Raw genomic sequence first — 15,571 nt, 5'->3', positions numbered from 1 at the left:
TTCGTGGCTTCGGACAATCGGTGCACCACGCGCACGGAAGGAGAAGTGGAGATGGTGACGATCGATCAACCGAGGGTATCTGCCAGGTTCATCGTCAAGACCCAGCTTCTTTGTTTGTGGACCGTGCCCGTCATGGGCCTGTTCCTAGTGATTGCGTTCCTGATGTTCCCGGGCTTTTTTCCACCGATGTCACCGACGATGTCGGCGCAACATGTCGCTGAGTTCTATCGAAACCACGCGGCCGAAGTCCGCTTCAGCATGGTGACCTTCAACATCTTCGGCATCATGCTGCTGCCGTTCTACTCGGTGATCGTCGTACAAATGCACCGGATGGCTACGCCCAGCAAGGTACTCGGGTACTGCTACCTGACGGCGGCCACCAGCGGCGCGACGGTATTCGCCATGGCCGATATCATGTGGCTGCTGGCGGCTTTCCGGACGGATCGCAGTCCCGAATTGATCCAGTTGCTCAACGACATGGCATGGATGATCTTCATCGCACCCGTCGGAATGATCTTTGTGCAAAACCTCTGCCTGGCGTTCGCGGTTTTCCTGGACTCCAAGCAACAGCCGATCCTGCCGCGTTGGGTAGCACCTTTCAGCGTGGTGATCGCCGCCAGCATCGCACCGTCGGCGGCCGCCGCGACGGTGACGACCGGTCCGTTTGCCTGGAACGGTGCGGTGTCGTTTTGGCTTCGGTTGGCGGCATTGACCCTGTACGTCGCAGTGATGTTCTTCGTCTTGCGTGCCGCGGTCCTGCAACAAGCGCGCGATTCCTCCACCGATCAGCAAGATGATGCGGGGTATGTCGCGTGACCCGCACTGCTCCCCCGCTCGCCCCATCGATCGCCACGGATTCGCGCCGGCGCGGGTGGCTTGCCAGCCCGAAGATCGACCTCTGGGTGGTGTGGTGGACTATCCCGATCTTCTATGCGCTGCAAGGCGTTATCTATGTCCCGTTGACGCGGTTGATGCCGCCGCGACGGCCCGACCTCACCCCGGAGCAGGTCGCCGCGTTCTTCGATCACCAGTCGCTCGGCATCAAGATCGGGTTTGGGTCGCTGATGGTGATCGCGGGCTTTGTCGGGCCGGCGAACGGGCTCATCGCCTACCAGATCCGACGCATGTCGGTGCACCCCGTCTTCTCTTACGCGTTCATCGCGACCCTGTCAGTCGGTGCTACGCCGGGATTCCTCTGGGGTGCCTTCGCGTTTCTCACGGCGGTATTGCGGCCCGGACGGTCGCCGGAAACACTGATGTTGCTATACGACATGGCATTTCTGTCGTACATCGGATCCCTCGGTTGCTTCGCCGCGGCGTGGGCAGTGCTGGGAGCGGCGATCCTGCTCGACAGAAACAAGGTCTACCCGAAGTGGTTCGCCTACGCCACGATCTGGCAGATCGTCACCGAGTTCATGGCCGCGGTGGTGTTCAATTTCCACTCCGGCGCCTTCGCGTGGAACGGCTTGGTGGCGTTCTACATTGACACCGCAGTGTACGTCTTCTGGCAGGTGTGCCAATTCTACGTCTTGTACCGGGCGATCCAACGGCAACCGATCGAGAGCGTGCATCAGGAGCCGTGCCATGAGTGATGCGCAGCAAATCGAATTGACGTCACCCAAAACCGATTCGAAGTCGGCGGAGACTGGCCGAGTTCCGTATCTTCCCGGTGACGGGGCGATGTGGTTCTTCGTGCTGGGCGACATGATCATCTTCGGTCTGTACTTCGTCGCCTTCACGATCTTCCGAGCTCGCGACGTCGCCGCTTTCACCGCCGCGCAGCGGAATCTCTACCTCGACTTGGGCGTGGTCAATACGTTGCTGCTGTTGTTCAGTTCGTGGCTCGCCGCACGGGCAGTTTGGGCGGCGCGCGGCGGCGACGGTAGACGTACCACCCGGTTACTTACCGCTGCCGGAGCGTGCGGCGTCGGCTTCATCGTATTGAAACTCACTGAGTGGTGGCTGGAAATACAAGGGGGCCACACGTTTCCGAGTAGCGTATTCATGTCGTTCTACTATGTCTTGACCGGTGTGCACATGCTGCACGTCGTCATGGGGCTGAGCATTCTGGCGGTCGTCATCGTCTACACCCGCACGAAGGCTAGTCCGAAGGCGCAGGTGGTCGAGCAGGCCACCACGTTCTGGCACATGGTAGACCTCCTGTGGGTGATCATCTTTGCGCTGCTCTACGTGATGAGGTAACCAATGACGAACATCCGAAGAATCACCTATGTGTGGATTGCCTTGTCGGCGATCACCATCGTGACTTGGCTATTGGGCCACGCCGAACAAGGGTACGGGCACAACGCGACCACGGCGGTGGCTCTGGTGGTGCTGGCGATCGCGTTCGGCAAGGTGTACTTGATAATTCGGCACTTCATGGAGGTGCGCTCGGGCCCACGGTGGCTCCGCGTCTTCACCGATGCGTGGATCGTGTTAATGGCCGCCGCGGTACTTGCGACTTATCGGTGGTGAAGTACCCGCTGACTCAAGTCAGTGTTATAGTGCACAAGCATACTCGAATCAGCCTCGACGACGGGAGGGGTTCGTGAGCCTGCCGAAGCTGCACGATGACCGCGGCATCGCCACGGAACTGACCATCGACGAGCACATGAAACGATCTCAGCTCGCGCAGCGTCGGGCCGACAAGTGGTTGATCTCCGGCAGCCTGCTGATCGGGACCACGGCCCTGGGCGTTTTCGGGCTGCCGTTGTTCCTCCGGGGTGTCCAGTTGCTGCGCGGGGCGCAGCGCGACGGGCTGTCCGTCCGGCCGATGCTGGTCACGTTGCTCGGCTATCTCGTCATCATCGACGCCGCGATCAACACCGTCGGGTGGGCACTTGACCTGGTCGCCAACCACACGCTGCTGGCCCGCGTGTTGCTCAACGGCTGGGGCAACATGTTCGACGCCGGCTATTTCTGGCACTACAACGAGCTGTGGGTCGGTGGGGCGGCCGGTCCGGGTGAAAAGGCCTGGGAGGTCGGCCTCATTCTGACCGTCTTCACGATGCGCATCGCTGCCGCCATCGGCTTCCTGCAGATGAAACGCTGGGGCCATCAGTGGATGGTCGTCACCTGTTGGATGGGCGTGGTGATCTGGATCGGCTATGTCTTCAACATGACGATGTTCGCCGACGTGCGCTTCGCCGGCGTCGTGCTACCGGTCGTGGGCTGGTGGCTCTACGACATCTTCTACATCACCCCGTTCCTCGCCATCCCCTACCTGCACACCGTCAACCGCGAGCTCTTCACCGACTGAAGATGCGCGCGCCGAAAGTCCTTACGTCACTGAGGAGGTCACATCGTGGGTTATCTATGGGAGATCCTTCGCTACGTCGCCGCGTGGGGCGGCACCGGACTGATCATCTGGTTCTGGTACTGGCTGTTCTCCAACATCGGCACGTTCTGAACCGCGGATCGGACAGGTGGGCGACGCGAGATTCGGCCGATGACTGAGTATTCCGATGCGCATGCGATGGCGCTGGAACGCAGTTGCGCCGTCACGGCAGTCGCGCTGAGCGAGCAACGCCGCGAAGGCGTCCGACTCGTCACGGGTGAACGGCGATGCTTCGGGCTGAACGCGGCGCTGACGTTCGTTCACCTCCCCTACCCAGCGCCGGCCGAGTGGACCCGCCGCACCCTCACCTGCGGTGTGGCCCTTCAATGTGCACCGTCGAAAGAACGCATCACCTCCTACCGCCTGAACGAACTCGCCGCCCGGGAACTCCGAGCGCTCACGCTGGTCGAGGCCGGCGTCGCGCTGGGCTGGATCGCCTCGCGCTGGCCCGGCCTGCTCCATGATGCCCGGCGGCTTCTCCCCGACATACGGATCGAAGCCGGCGACATGAGCGCCGCGGAGATGCTCGACCGGGCGATCGCGTTGGCCAACACCGGTCAAGAACTGACGATTCATCCGCTGCTCGGCGCCTTGCCGCTGGCGTACACGGCGCCGCACGGATTGACCGACAAGTTGCGCCGCGGCTTTGGCCGGATGCCATGGACGACAAAGCAAAAACGTATTCCGCGACCGTACTCGGTTCCCGTCGGCGGCGACGGCGGCGTGCGCAATCCCAACCTGCCACCGCCGAGCCGGCCGCAGGACAACGATCTCGACGTGACCCCGCAACACCGGCCTGGGATCCCCTATCCCGAATGGAACATGTGGACCCAGCGGTTCATGCGCGACCACGTCGCCTTGATAGAGCTGGTCGAACATGCCGACGGCACGGGCACGCGCCGCCCGGTTCCGGTGGCCGTCGACGTGCGCAAGTGGTTCGAAGAACACACCCATCGGGCGATGACCAACCGTCTCGAAGATGGATCGGATCTCGATGTTGACCAGTACGTCAGCCACTACATCGACCTGTCTACCGGCGAGGCCAAGGAACCGAGGGTGTTTCGCGACCTCCTGCCCAGCAGCCGCGATGTGACCACCGCCTTACTGCTCGACGGCAGCTCGTCGTTGGGCGCGCACGGCGGTCGAGTCTTCCAGCTGGAATTGGCTTGTGCCGATGCGCTTTCGCGCGCCATGACGCTGGCGCGCGAGCGACACGGTGTCTTCGTGTTCACCGGCAACACGCGTCATCGCGTCGAGGTGCGGTGTTTGAAGGACTTCGAAGATCGTCGCTTCGTGCCGCCGAGCGGGCTGGGCCTGTCCACCCGCGGATACACCAGACTCGGTGCGCCGCTGCGTCATTTGACAAGCCGGCTACTGGCTCAACCGTCGGAACGTCGCCTGCTGATCGTCATCGGTGACGGACTGATCTCCGACGAGGGCTACGAGGGCCGTTACGCCTGGGCCGACGCCGCGCACGCCGTCGAGGAAGCCAACGAGGCCGGCGTGTCGATTTACTACGTCGGCGTCGGACCCACCCGGGTCGATCCGCTACCGGAGGTCTTCGGGCCCCGCCGATCACAACGCATCCGACGCGTAGAGGAGCTGCCACGAGTGTTGGCCCACGTCCATCGTGAACTGGTCGCCGCATGACCACCGAAACCTATTTCGCCAACGGCAACGAAGTCCAGCTGTTCGAGCAGGCCTTCCACCGGCGCATCCCGGTCATGCTCACGGGACCGACCGGGTGCGGCAAGACCCGGTTCGTCGAGCACATGGGCTCGCTGTTGCAGCGCCCCGTGGTCACGATCAGCTGCCACGACGATCTCACCAGCTCCGACCTCGTCGGTCGCTTCATGGTGACCGGCGGCGACGTGGTCTGGACCGACGGCCCGCTGACCCGTGCTGTCAAGGCCGGCGCGATCTGTTACCTCGACGAGGTCGTCGAAGCGCGCCACGACTCACTGGCGATCCTGCATTCGCTCACCGATCACCGGCGCGCGCTGTACCTCGACCGCGCGGGTGAGGTCGTGACGGCGCCCGAGGACTTCATGCTGGTGTGCTCGTACAACCCGGCGTACCGCAGCTCGCTCAAGGAGCTCAAACCCTCGTTCCGGCAACGGTTCGTCACGCTGGCGATGCGCTACCTGCCGCCCGACCGCGAGGCGGAGGTGATCGTCGCCGAATCAGGCATCCCGTTGGCCACCGCGCGGCGGCTGGTCGGCTGCGCGGTCGCGATCCGCACGGCAGACGAGGCGTTCCACTTCGAGCCGCCGTCGACTCGGGTCCTGGTCACCGCCGCACAGTTGATCGCCGCGGGCGCGACGGAATTGGACGCGGCCGACGCGTGCATCCTCGCGCCGCTGAGCACGGACGGCGCGGTCACCGACGGGCTTCGTGAAGTCGCGGCGGCCAGCCTGTCCTCGTCAAGTAGTTAGCCCTAACGAGAGGAGCAACGGCATGGACCGACAAGAGGAGAAGCGCAAACGGGCGCTGATCATCTTCCAGATCTTCATCTACGGCTACCTGCTGGCCATGTTCGGGGTTCAGCTCTACATGTCGTTCGCCCGAGGGTGGTGGGACCTGTGACCCTGTCCGCCGCGCACGCGCATTCGCTGGGCCTGGAGGAACACCACGACGAGTCGCGCGAGGCGCAGCGCCGCGCCGACAAGTGGATGATCGTCGGCGCCGCGTTGATGGGCATGTGGGCGCCCGGCCTGATCGGCTTCCCCATCTTCATGCGGGGCGTGTGGCTGCAGCGCCAGGCCCTGCGTTCCGGCCTGTCGGTACGGCCGATGATCGTAACCCTGATCGGCTATCTGACCCTGATCGACGGCATGCTCAACAGCCTGGGCTGGGCCCTGGACCTGGTCGCCAACCACACCCTGATCAACCGGGTGCTGATGGTGGGCTGGGGCAACATGTTCGACGCCGGCTACTTCTGGCACTACAACGAGCTCTGGGTCGGGGGCGCCGCGGGGCCGGGCGAAAAAGCCTACGTGGCAGGCTTGATCATGACGGTCTTCTCCATGCGGGTGGCCGCCGCCATCGGCTTCCTACAGATGAAGCGCTGGGGTCATCAGTGGATGGTCGTCACCTGCTGGATGGGCGTGGTGATCTGGACCGCCTACGTGTTCAACATGACCATGTTCGCCGACGTCCGCTACGCCGGCGTCGTGTTCCCCGTCATCGGCTGGTGGCTCTACGACATCTTCTACATCACCCCCTTCCTCGCCATCCCCTACCTGCACACCGTCAACCGCGAAATCTTCGCCGACTAAAGGAGCGAAGCAGTGACTGCACCGTCGACCACCGAAGACAAAGACCCGGCAACCGATCTCGAGCCCGGAACGACGCCGTACTACGCACGAATGCACAAATGGATCAAACGCGCCGTGCTGGTTTGCTTGGTGGCGCTGGTGATCGAGGGCGCCTTCACGCTGCCGTTCATGGCGGTCTACTACGGGTACCCAACGCTGAGTCTCACCGAAATCTGCAGCGAACTCTTGAAGATTCGGTACTCGAACGACACCCTGGAGTGCAAGTACCCATACCCGCCGTTCGGTCCACCGGAGGGCGCCGAAGGCAAGGCCACCGCTCAGGACGTGTGGGGCATCCAGCCTATCCCGAAGTACCACCGGCTCGGGTTCCGTGAACTGGTCCGGATCCACGAGGAACGGCTGGCTCGCCAAGCGGCCCAACAACATGCGGCGTCGCACCCGTGACCTTTCGGGTGGTTCAGTGGACGACCGGCAACGTCGGCAAGAAGTCGGTCCACGCGATCGCCGCGAATTCGTTATTGGAACTCGTCGGCTGCTACGCGTGGTCTCCCGACAAGGTTGGCCGGGATGTCGGTGAGCTGTGCGGCATCGAACCACTTGGCGTACGTGCGACCGACGACGTCGACGCACTCCTGAACTTGAAGCCCGATTGCGCTGTCTACAATCCGATGTTCGCAAATGTCGACGAGGTGACCCGCATTCTCGAAGCCGGGATCAACATCGTCACCACTTCGGAGTTCATCACCGGGCACCAACTGGGCCGCGACCGTGAGCGGATCAGCGACGCGTGTGCGCGCGGCGGCTCGACGATTTTCGGTAGCGGCATCAACCCGGGATTCATCCAGCTCTTCGCGATTGTCACGGCCGGAATCTCGGATCGAGTTGACCGAATCTCCATCGTCGAATCCTTCGACACCACGATCTACAACTCGCCCGCAACGGAGATCCCGATGGGTTTCGGCTATCCGATCGACCAGCCCGACCTGCACACGATCACCGAGAAAGGATCCGGCATTTTCCGCGAGGCGGTGCTCCTGGTGGCCGACGCCCTCGGAGTCCAGCTCGACGAGGTGCGCTGCGTTGCCGAATATGCGGTAGCCACAAAAGATTTGCCGCTGCCCGGTGACTGGACGATCAAGCAGGGTTGCGTCGCCGGCATCGACGTCCGGTGGAAGGGAATTTCTGGTGCGCGCGAAGTGGTCGAGGTTCGCGGTGTATGGACGAAAGGCCAATCTCTGGTCCCGGCTTGGTCGACGAGCTTCGGTTACACCATCACCGTGGACGGCCGACCGACTATCAAGAGCACATTGAGTTTCGAGCCCCCAGCGGATTTTCACGGCGAATCGATCGATGACTACGTCATGCTCGGGTTGACCATCACCGCCATGCCCGCGATCACGGCAATACCCGCTGTCGTCTCGGCGCCGCCCGGCATCGCCACTTACAACGACCTGCCCCTGCTTCTTCCGCGCGGAGTGCTGGCGCGGAACTGAGAGGACGCAAGTGACCACCACCACCCACGCGCCCAGCGTCTTCGAGGCGGGACTTCCGTCCCTCGAGTATCACGTCACCGAACCACCGCACGCGGTCTGCGAGCGGATTCGGGCCGCACAGGGGCAGGCGCCCATCGCGATCGGTCCACTCGGCCCCGAAGTGCTCTCCTATGAACTCGCCCGAAACATCCTGCGCGACACCCGATTCGTGATCCCCCCCGGTCTTCATCTGAGCGCACAAGGGGTGACCTCGGGACCGCTCTGGGACAGGGTCGTCGGGAGCATCATCTGCGCGGAAGGCGCCGAACACCATCGGCTGCGCAGCCTGGTATCGAGGGCGTTCACGCCGCGGGCAATCGCGCGTCTGGACGAAACGATCGGCGAAGTGATGAACGACCTGATCGACGGCGTTGCCCCGGCGCGCCGCTGTGACATCGTCACTGATGTCGCCAGGCACTATCCGATTCCCATCATCTGCGCTCTCCTCGGCGCGCCCCGCGCGGACTGGACACACTTCGAGAGGTGGGCGGAAGCCATCTTCAAGATGGTCAACTTCTCGGTCAACCTTATTGAAGAGATGCCCTCCGTCCTTCGCGGCTGGGCCGAGCTCGACGCATATGTCGACGAGATGGTAGCCGAACGACGAGACCATTTGACTGACGATCTGCTTTCCAATCTCATTCGCGCCGAGGACCCTGCTTTTGCAGGCGACCGTCTCAGCCCTGACGAACTGCGCATGACCGTGGCCGGTTTGTTGCTCGCGGGAACAGATACCACCCGCAATCAGGTGGCCGCCTCCATGCAGGTGCTGTTGGATCACCCCGACCAGTGGGCGTTATTGCGCGATCATCCAGAACTGGCGATGTCCGCGGTCGAGGAGAGCATGCGCCACTCGCCCGCTGTGTGCAATACCGTTCGTACCGTGAACGAGGACGTCGAGTTAGGTGGATACACCTTCCCGAAGGACACGTATATTTTCGTGAATTCCTTTGCCGCGAATCGTGATCCCGCCACCTACTCCGATCCCGACCGCCTCGACATCACGCGCAAAGGGGCGCCGGCGGTATTGACCTTCGGCGGCGGCGTGCACTACTGCCTCGGCGCAAACCTCGCCAGGCTCGAGCTGGCCGAAGGACTCAAGATACTGGCGCGCCGAATGCCCGACGCACGCCGCGTCGGGCCGGCTCCATGGAAGCCGATGCTCGGCATGAGTGGGCCGACAAGCCTCCCCGTAGAATTCGGCAGCCAATGACCCAGCTACCGGACCTACCGCGCCACCCCTCGTCCGCCGATCTCGACCGGAGCTCAGCCATGAACGACTTCCCATCCCGGTTGCATCACGTCGTCTTCGCGGTGACACGTGAGCGACATGACGCTGTGGGGCAGCTCTTTTCGGAACTGGGCTTCAGCTTCGACGAGATCAATCTCGACGAGCTCGGGATCCGGGTGCTGTTGGACTGGAACCGCGGCATCGAGCTGATCAGTCCCAACCCCGGATCCACCGGCGAGGTTGCCGTATCGGTGGCGGAATTCCTGGCCAGTCATGGCGACGGTGTGTTCACGGTGGTGGTGCAAGTCCCCGGGGCGTCAGCGGCAGAAGACATCGCCAAGCGCTACGGTTCGACCACCCGGTTCCGGCAAGGCTTCGAAGGTGAGGGCAATTACCTCGAGGAGATCGACTTATCGGTGTTCGGCTTGCCCCTTACCTTCCTCTCGACCAACCTGCCCTGAGCGGTCACGAAGAGGGGATGCCATGAGCGAACTTCGGTTCGATGGCCGCGTCGCCGTCGTCACCGGGGCGGGCGGCCAGCACCCGAGCCTGGGCCGGTCCCACGCCACCCTGCTCGCCGAGCGAGGTGCCAAGGTGGTGGTCAATGACCTCGGCGTGGGCCCGGACGGGCGGGGAATCACGCGGGCCAACGCGGAGCAGGTCGTCGATGAGATCCGCGCGGCCGGCGGAGAGGCGGTCGCCGATCGGCACAGCGTCGCCGAGGAAGACGGCGCCCACGGTGTCGTAGCGACGGCGCTAGACACCTGGGGCCGAGTCGACATCGTGGTGAACAATGCCGGGGTTTGCTTCATGGCGCACTTCGATGAGATCTCCAGCGCCGACATCCGCAGCATCGTCGACGTCCACTTGATGGGAACGGTATGGATGTGCCGAGCGGCGTGGCCGCACATGCGTGAGGCGGGATACGGGCGGATTGTGAACACCACGTCGGGGGCGATGTTCGGAATCGAGCACCTGTCCATCTACGGTGCTGCCAAGAGCGGCATCTTCGGATTGACGCGCGGACTGGCGGTCGAGGGCAAGGCATTCGGCATCAAGGTCAACGCCTTGGGACCGGCCGCCAACACCACCGCCATCCACCACTTCAATGAGGCGTCGCCCTTCACCTCGCTGATGCAAGAGCACTTTCCCACCAGCCTGGTGTCGCCCGTTGTCGCATACCTCGCTCATGAGAGCTGCGCGCTGTCTGGCGCCAACCTCGAAGCGGCCGCCGGCAACGTCGGCCTACGCGTGTTCGGCCAAACCGCCGGATACACCGATACCAATCTCACGGTCGAGAAGGTGCGGGACAACCTCTCGACCATCACGGACCAACGCACGGCGACGATGATCCCCGACCCTGGGGAGGTCCCCGCCGGGCCCACGGGTGCGGTTCAACTGGGCGCCGTTCTGAAGCCCTATCAACCGATTTAACCAAATGACAAGCTGCACCCCTAGGAGACATCGTGACCGTCGGCGCGATAAAGCCCAGTGTCTTTGACGCCGGTTTGCCGGTGCTCGACTATGACGTCACCGACACACCGCAGGAGATCTACCCGCAGTTTCGCGCGGCGCAAGAGTTGGCCCCGATCGCTCTGGGTCCGGTTGGGCCCGAGGTGATCTCCTATGAGCTTGCTCGCACCGTGCTCGGCGACCCGCGGTTCGGCATTCCCCCCGGCATCCACCTCACCGCACACGGCGTGACGTCGGGTGAGCTCTGGGACCGGGTCGTGCGCAGCATCCTGTGCATGGAAGGAGCCGAACATCGCCGACTACGCGGCCTGGTGTCGAAGGCTTTCACACCGCGAGCAACCGCTCGCATGGATGCAACGATCCACGCCGTAATCAACGAGCTCGTTGATGCCGTTGTCGCGGAAGGGAGTTGCGAGTTCGTCGAGGCGGTCGCACGGCCCTATCCGATCCCGGTGATCTGCGCCTTGCTGGGTGCGCCGCGGCAGGACTGGCAGCTGTTCTCGAAATGGGCCGAGGACATCTTTAAAATTGTCAGCTTCGACTGCAATCTCGCCGAGGAAGAGCCCAAGGTCCTCAAGGCCTGGGACGCGTTCGACGACTACATCGACGGGATGATCGCCGATCGGCGCAACACCCTGACGGAGGACCTACTCTCCGAACTCATCCGCGCCGAGGACCCGGCTTTTCCAGGCGACCGACTCGATGCCGGCGAAGTCCGGATGCTGGCATTCAGCATTCTGGTAGCCGGAACCGACACCACGCGTACGCAATTAGCAGCCTCGATGCAAGTCCTATGCGAACATCCGGATCAGTGGGCGCTACTTCGGAACCGTCCCGAACTCGGAATGAGAACCGTCGAGGAAACCATGCGCCACTCACCCTCGATGTGCAGCACCCTTCGCAGTGCCACCGACGACGTCACGATCGGCGACTACATGTTCCCAGCCGGCACGTTCATCATCGTGAACACCTACGCCGCCAATCGGGATCCGTGCATCTACGACGGCCCCGCGCGTTTCGACATCACCCGTAACGATCCGCCGCCCATCCTGACTTTCGGCGGCGGCGCCCACTACTGCCTCGGCGCGAACCTCGCCAGGCGCGAACTTTCCGAAGCACTCAAGATCCTCGCGCGCCGCCTGCCGCATCCGCGATGCGTCGAAACCCCGCCGTGGCGGCCGCTTCTCGGCATGAGCGGACCCACTCAGCTTCGCCTCGATCTCGGTGGACCATCGTGACGCCGTCATTGCCCCGACGAGACCGCACCGACCGCGCTCAGGGAGCTTGACGCATGAAGATCAACGCTCGGTCGAACCTGCGCCAACCGCCATCGCTGTAGCGGGTACGGTGCGCCGCGCCGTACCGGCACTGGAAAATCGCTTTCTGCCCGGCCTACTTCGGCGTCGAGATGCCGCACATGACCGTGTCTATCAGACCGTAGTAGCGTTCGGCCGTTTCCTCCGCCGACGTCGTCACGCTGAGCATCCGGTAGAGCGGGGCTCCAATCAGTGCGTCGGCGGCAGCTTCGACGTCGGCATCCCCGCGAACCTGGCCCATCGAGATTCCGACGCGCAACCGATCCGACACCGCATCGTGGAAACGGCCGGTGAGTTGCTGATACAGGGTGTCGCGGTCGCTCAGGTCTTCGGCAGCGGCGGCGGCGAGAGCGCGGATGAGGGCGACATTCTCGGCAGACGAACCGATTTCGGCGTACGCGCGCATCCACGTTCTCAAGTCTTCGACCGTGTCTCCGGTATTCGGAAGCGGGAAGTCGGTTTGGTCGTAGGCCCGCATGACCGCCTCGGCGACCAAGGGACCTTTCGACGGCCACCGTCGGTACACCGTTTGCGTACCCACGCCGGCGATCGCGGCGACCTTATCCATCGAGACGCCGCCGTAGCCCGCTTCCACGAGGAGCGACCGAGTGGCGCTGAGGATCGCCTCGTGCGCGGCCGCGCTCCGCGGTCGTCCCCGCCGTGATTCGCTCACATGCAAAACCTAGAGCAATGGCTCGATGTCCCGCCTAGGCAACAGCGACCAAATGTGTCACCATTAACGAGAAATTATTTCTCGTTAATGGTGACCGGACGCGGGGTACGGCGTCCGGCCGTGAAGGTGGATACATGCGCGAGGTGTGCGTCATCACCGGAGCCGCCGGCGGCATGGGACTGGCCGCGGCCAAGATCGTCGGGCAAGACCGACTGGTCGTCGTCAGCGATGTCAACCCGAGGCGGCTGGAGGCGGCGTCAGCCGAATTGCAGACCCTCGGCATCGACTGCGTGGCGGTCGACTGCGACGTGACCGACCGCTCGTCGGTCACCGAGCTGTTCGCCGCCGCAGCGACATCGGGCTCGGTGACCTCGGTGATCCACACGGCCGGCGTCAGTCCGAGCATGGGCGATGCCGAATACATTCTACGGATCAACGCGCTCGGCACGGTCCACGTCAACGAGGCCTTTCTTCCCTTGGCGTCTGAGGGGTTCGCGATTGTCAACGTCGCATCCATGGCCGCGCATCTGTTCCCTCGGTTGTTCATCCCCAAGCGACGGTTCAAGGACGCGCTAAGCAACGAGGACCGATTCATGGCCAGGATGACCGCCGCCTGCAAAAGAGTGCCCACCGGAATTCGCCCCGGTTTGGCGTACTCCATCAGCAAGAACTTCGTGATGTGGTACAGCGCATCCCAGGCGGCCCGATTCGGCAGCCGCGGTGCCCGCATCGTCTCGGTGTCTCCGGGCAGCATCGACACCGAGATGGGCAGGTTGGAGGAGCGAGCCGGATCGGGAGCGATGGTGAAAATCGCTGCCCTGAAGCGCTTTGGAAAGCCCGAGGAAGTCGCCGAAGTCTTGGCTTTCTGCGCTTCGACCAAACCCGGCTACCTCACCGGTGTGGACATCGCCTGCGACGGCGGCGTTCTGGCGGCGTTCACGCTCAAGAACATGATTCCGCTAGCTGCCAGCAACACATAGCCCCGGAAAGAAGGACGATATCGCCATGGCGGACATCGACGCCCGCGGCGCACGTACACGTCGGGCGCTCGGCCTACTGGCCGGCCTGATCGGCGTTGCGCACTTCCTCGTTCCGCGGATCTTCGATCCCTTCAATCGCCTCGGTTTCCCCAACCACGCTCGCACTTTCACCTACGTCAACGGCGCGATCGAAACGGCGCTCGGCGTCCTCATGCTGCGCGCAGACACGCGTAGACCAACGGCCCTCTTGTCCGCTTGCTACATCAGCTACTTGACGATCAGCCTCCTTCGCACCCAACTCCGCACGCGCCGCGGCGACAGTCACCCTGTTCAGGGCGCCGGTTAGGAACCACGGTGTCAATCACACAGACCGCCCAGAGAGCAGCCAAAAACCTCGGGCCAGTCGCTAGCTTCGCGCGGATGAACGTCGCGGCCGCCATCCGGACCCGCCGACGCGGCTACGACGGTTGGACCGGCGCGATCAACAGCGACTACGACCCGCAGAACCCGGTCACCGCCGCGGACCCGTATGACGCGTACCGCGCCCTGCACCGAACCGGCCGTGTGCACTACAACCCCAGGCGCGCGACCTTCATCGTCAGCCGGCTTGACGACGTGCGGGCCGCGTTGCGCGACACCGACCAGGTCACCAGCACCCAAGGGGTGACCCGACTGAGGATCTCGGCCCCGCTGGCAGTGGTCACCGACGGCGAAGAACACGCCCGGCTACGCAAGCAAGTCCAGCCGGGATTCAGCAAGGGCGCCATGAAGTCCTGGCAGGAGATGATTGAGAAGCTAGCCATCGACCTCGTCACCGACGTGTTGAACGACCCCGGCTGCGATGTAGTGCAGCGCTTGGCCATTCCGATGCCGATACGCTTGATCGCCCAGATCCTGGGCGTGCCCGAGACCGACGTCGGCGACTTTCGTCGTTGGTCCGAACGCGCCGTGGGAGTCATGGAACTGAGGTCCACGCTGTCCGGGGTCGTCGACGCGGCCAAGTCGATGTCGGCGATGGTGTCGTTACAACGTTATTTCACAAGCCAATTCGCAGCTGGTGGACTCAAGGGGTCCAACACCGTGCTCGGGCGCCTTCTCGAGCACAACACCGACGGCGGCCTCACCGACCGTCAGCTTCTGCTGATCGCCGTCCACCTGCTGATCGCCGGCAACGAGACCACGACCAACCTGCTGGGCGGAATGTTCGACACCCTGGCCCGCCGGCCCGACCAATACGACCTGATCCGCGCCAACCCCGACCTCATCCCCCTCGCCGTGGAGGAACAGCTCCGCTTCACGACGCCCATCCAGAACCTCTACCGCTACACCCGGGCCAACTACCGCATCGCCGACGTCACCATCCCCACCGGCTCACGTGTGCTGCTGTCCTTCGGCGCGGCCAACCGTGACCCCACCGCGTTCGAGGACCCCGATGAGTACCGCGCCGACCGCGATCCGCGCACGCACGTCGCCTTCGGCTACGGCGCGCACATGTGCCTGGGCGCACCGCTGGCCCGCATGGAAGCCCAAGCCGTACTGCGGCAACTCGTCACCCGCGTCGCACGGATCACTGCAGCGGGTCCGACGCAATGGTCGAGCCACAGCTCGCTACGCGGACCCACCCGCTTGCCGATCCGCCTCACCCCCGCCTGAGTAGGGGTTGCGGGAGGCGACCACACGCGCTTCGATTCACCCGCAAAGATCCGCGGCCACCTGGACTTTCGGGGGCGGTGCCCACTACGGCACTGGGG

At 63.7% G+C, this 15,571-nt stretch carries 19 protein-coding genes; 18 read left to right on the top strand and 1 reads right to left on the bottom strand.

Annotated elements, in window-relative coordinates:
• The first annotated feature begins 51 nt into the window (after positions 1 to 51).
• From ACEL92_RS12195 to ACEL92_RS12125, 15 genes are all read left to right on the top strand, one after another.
• A complete protein-coding gene (locus ACEL92_RS12195; RefSeq protein WP_374025793.1) occupies positions 52 to 816 on the top strand; it encodes a hypothetical protein in 765 nt (254 codons plus the stop codon).
• Positions 813 to 1,592 carry a hypothetical protein gene (locus tag ACEL92_RS12190; protein ID WP_374025792.1) on the top strand — a complete coding sequence of 260 codons (780 nt, stop codon included), beginning with the start codon at positions 813 to 815 and terminating at the stop codon, positions 1,590 to 1,592. The genes ACEL92_RS12195 and ACEL92_RS12190 overlap by 4 nt, the downstream gene beginning before the upstream one ends.
• Positions 1,585 to 2,202, top strand: a complete 618-nt coding sequence (locus ACEL92_RS12185; RefSeq protein ID WP_374025791.1) for a cytochrome c oxidase subunit 3 — start codon at positions 1,585 to 1,587, stop codon at positions 2,200 to 2,202. The genes ACEL92_RS12190 and ACEL92_RS12185 overlap by 8 nt, the downstream gene beginning before the upstream one ends.
• 3 nt (positions 2,203 to 2,205) lie before the next feature.
• The gene (locus ACEL92_RS12180) at positions 2,206 to 2,475 is read left to right on the top strand and encodes a cytochrome C oxidase subunit IV family protein (RefSeq protein ID WP_374025790.1); all 270 of its coding nucleotides are present in this window, start codon (positions 2,206 to 2,208) and stop codon (positions 2,473 to 2,475) included.
• A 136-nt stretch (positions 2,476 to 2,611) separates the two neighbouring features.
• Entirely contained in the window at positions 2,612 to 3,259 is a 648-nt protein-coding gene (locus tag ACEL92_RS12175) for a hypothetical protein (protein ID WP_374026189.1), read from the top strand.
• A 189-nt stretch (positions 3,260 to 3,448) separates the two neighbouring features.
• Entirely contained in the window at positions 3,449 to 4,987 is a 1,539-nt protein-coding gene (locus ACEL92_RS12170) for a nitric oxide reductase activation protein NorD (RefSeq protein WP_374025789.1), read from the top strand.
• The gene (locus tag ACEL92_RS12165; RefSeq protein WP_374025788.1) at positions 4,984 to 5,772 is read left to right on the top strand and encodes a CbbQ/NirQ/NorQ/GpvN family protein; all 789 of its coding nucleotides are present in this window, start codon (positions 4,984 to 4,986) and stop codon (positions 5,770 to 5,772) included. The genes ACEL92_RS12170 and ACEL92_RS12165 overlap by 4 nt, the downstream gene beginning before the upstream one ends.
• 22 nt (positions 5,773 to 5,794) lie before the next feature.
• Positions 5,795 to 5,923: a hypothetical protein gene (locus ACEL92_RS12160; RefSeq protein WP_007770904.1), complete on the top strand. Its 129-nt coding sequence runs from the start codon at positions 5,795 to 5,797 to the stop codon at positions 5,921 to 5,923.
• Positions 5,920 to 6,615 (top strand): hypothetical protein, encoded by a 696-nt coding sequence (locus ACEL92_RS12155; protein WP_374025786.1) that lies wholly within the window; start codon positions 5,920 to 5,922, stop codon positions 6,613 to 6,615. Before ACEL92_RS12160 ends, ACEL92_RS12155 begins: the two co-directional genes overlap by 4 nt.
• Before the next feature lie 12 nt (positions 6,616 to 6,627).
• On the top strand, positions 6,628 to 7,059 hold the full coding sequence (locus ACEL92_RS12150; RefSeq protein ID WP_374025785.1) for a hypothetical protein: 432 nt from the start codon (positions 6,628 to 6,630) through the stop codon (positions 7,057 to 7,059).
• Entirely contained in the window at positions 7,056 to 8,108 is a 1,053-nt protein-coding gene (locus ACEL92_RS12145; RefSeq protein WP_374025784.1) for a dihydrodipicolinate reductase, read from the top strand. Before ACEL92_RS12150 ends, ACEL92_RS12145 begins: the two co-directional genes overlap by 4 nt.
• A 10-nt stretch (positions 8,109 to 8,118) precedes the next feature.
• Positions 8,119 to 9,360, top strand: coding sequence for a cytochrome P450 (locus ACEL92_RS12140; RefSeq protein ID WP_374025783.1), 1,242 nt, complete (start codon positions 8,119 to 8,121; stop codon positions 9,358 to 9,360).
• Positions 9,361 to 9,419: 59 nt separating this feature from the next.
• Positions 9,420 to 9,839 carry a hypothetical protein gene (locus tag ACEL92_RS12135; RefSeq protein ID WP_374025782.1) on the top strand — a complete coding sequence of 140 codons (420 nt, stop codon included), beginning with the start codon at positions 9,420 to 9,422 and terminating at the stop codon, positions 9,837 to 9,839.
• Positions 9,840 to 9,861: 22 nt separating this feature from the next.
• The gene (locus ACEL92_RS12130; protein ID WP_374025781.1) at positions 9,862 to 10,812 is read left to right on the top strand and encodes an SDR family NAD(P)-dependent oxidoreductase; all 951 of its coding nucleotides are present in this window, start codon (positions 9,862 to 9,864) and stop codon (positions 10,810 to 10,812) included.
• Between the two features lie 32 nt (positions 10,813 to 10,844).
• The gene (locus tag ACEL92_RS12125; protein ID WP_374025780.1) at positions 10,845 to 12,089 is read left to right on the top strand and encodes a cytochrome P450; all 1,245 of its coding nucleotides are present in this window, start codon (positions 10,845 to 10,847) and stop codon (positions 12,087 to 12,089) included.
• Between the two features lie 154 nt (positions 12,090 to 12,243).
• On the opposite strand, the gene ACEL92_RS12120 is transcribed toward ACEL92_RS12125, so the two are convergent.
• Positions 12,244 to 12,840, bottom strand: coding sequence for a TetR/AcrR family transcriptional regulator (locus ACEL92_RS12120; protein WP_374025779.1), 597 nt, complete (start codon positions 12,838 to 12,840; stop codon positions 12,244 to 12,246).
• A gap of 134 nt (positions 12,841 to 12,974) precedes the next feature.
• Between ACEL92_RS12120 and ACEL92_RS12115 the strand changes: the two genes are divergently transcribed.
• The 3 genes from ACEL92_RS12115 (at position 12,975) to ACEL92_RS12105 (ending at position 15,473) form a co-directional block, all read left to right on the top strand.
• A complete protein-coding gene (locus ACEL92_RS12115) occupies positions 12,975 to 13,820 on the top strand; it encodes an SDR family oxidoreductase (RefSeq protein ID WP_374025778.1) in 846 nt (281 codons plus the stop codon).
• 25 nt (positions 13,821 to 13,845) lie between these two features.
• The gene (locus tag ACEL92_RS12110) at positions 13,846 to 14,166 is read left to right on the top strand and encodes a DoxX-like family protein (protein WP_374025777.1); all 321 of its coding nucleotides are present in this window, start codon (positions 13,846 to 13,848) and stop codon (positions 14,164 to 14,166) included.
• Positions 14,167 to 14,240: 74 nt separating this feature from the next.
• Entirely contained in the window at positions 14,241 to 15,473 is a 1,233-nt protein-coding gene (locus tag ACEL92_RS12105) for a cytochrome P450 (RefSeq protein WP_374025776.1), read from the top strand.
• The last annotated feature ends 98 nt before the right edge of the window (positions 15,474 to 15,571 follow it).

Source organism: Mycobacterium hainanense (assembly GCF_041890355.1).
Lineage (GTDB): Bacteria > Actinomycetota > Actinomycetes > Mycobacteriales > Mycobacteriaceae > Mycobacterium > Mycobacterium hainanense.
This window is presented reverse-complemented; position numbering and strand designations above follow the sequence as displayed.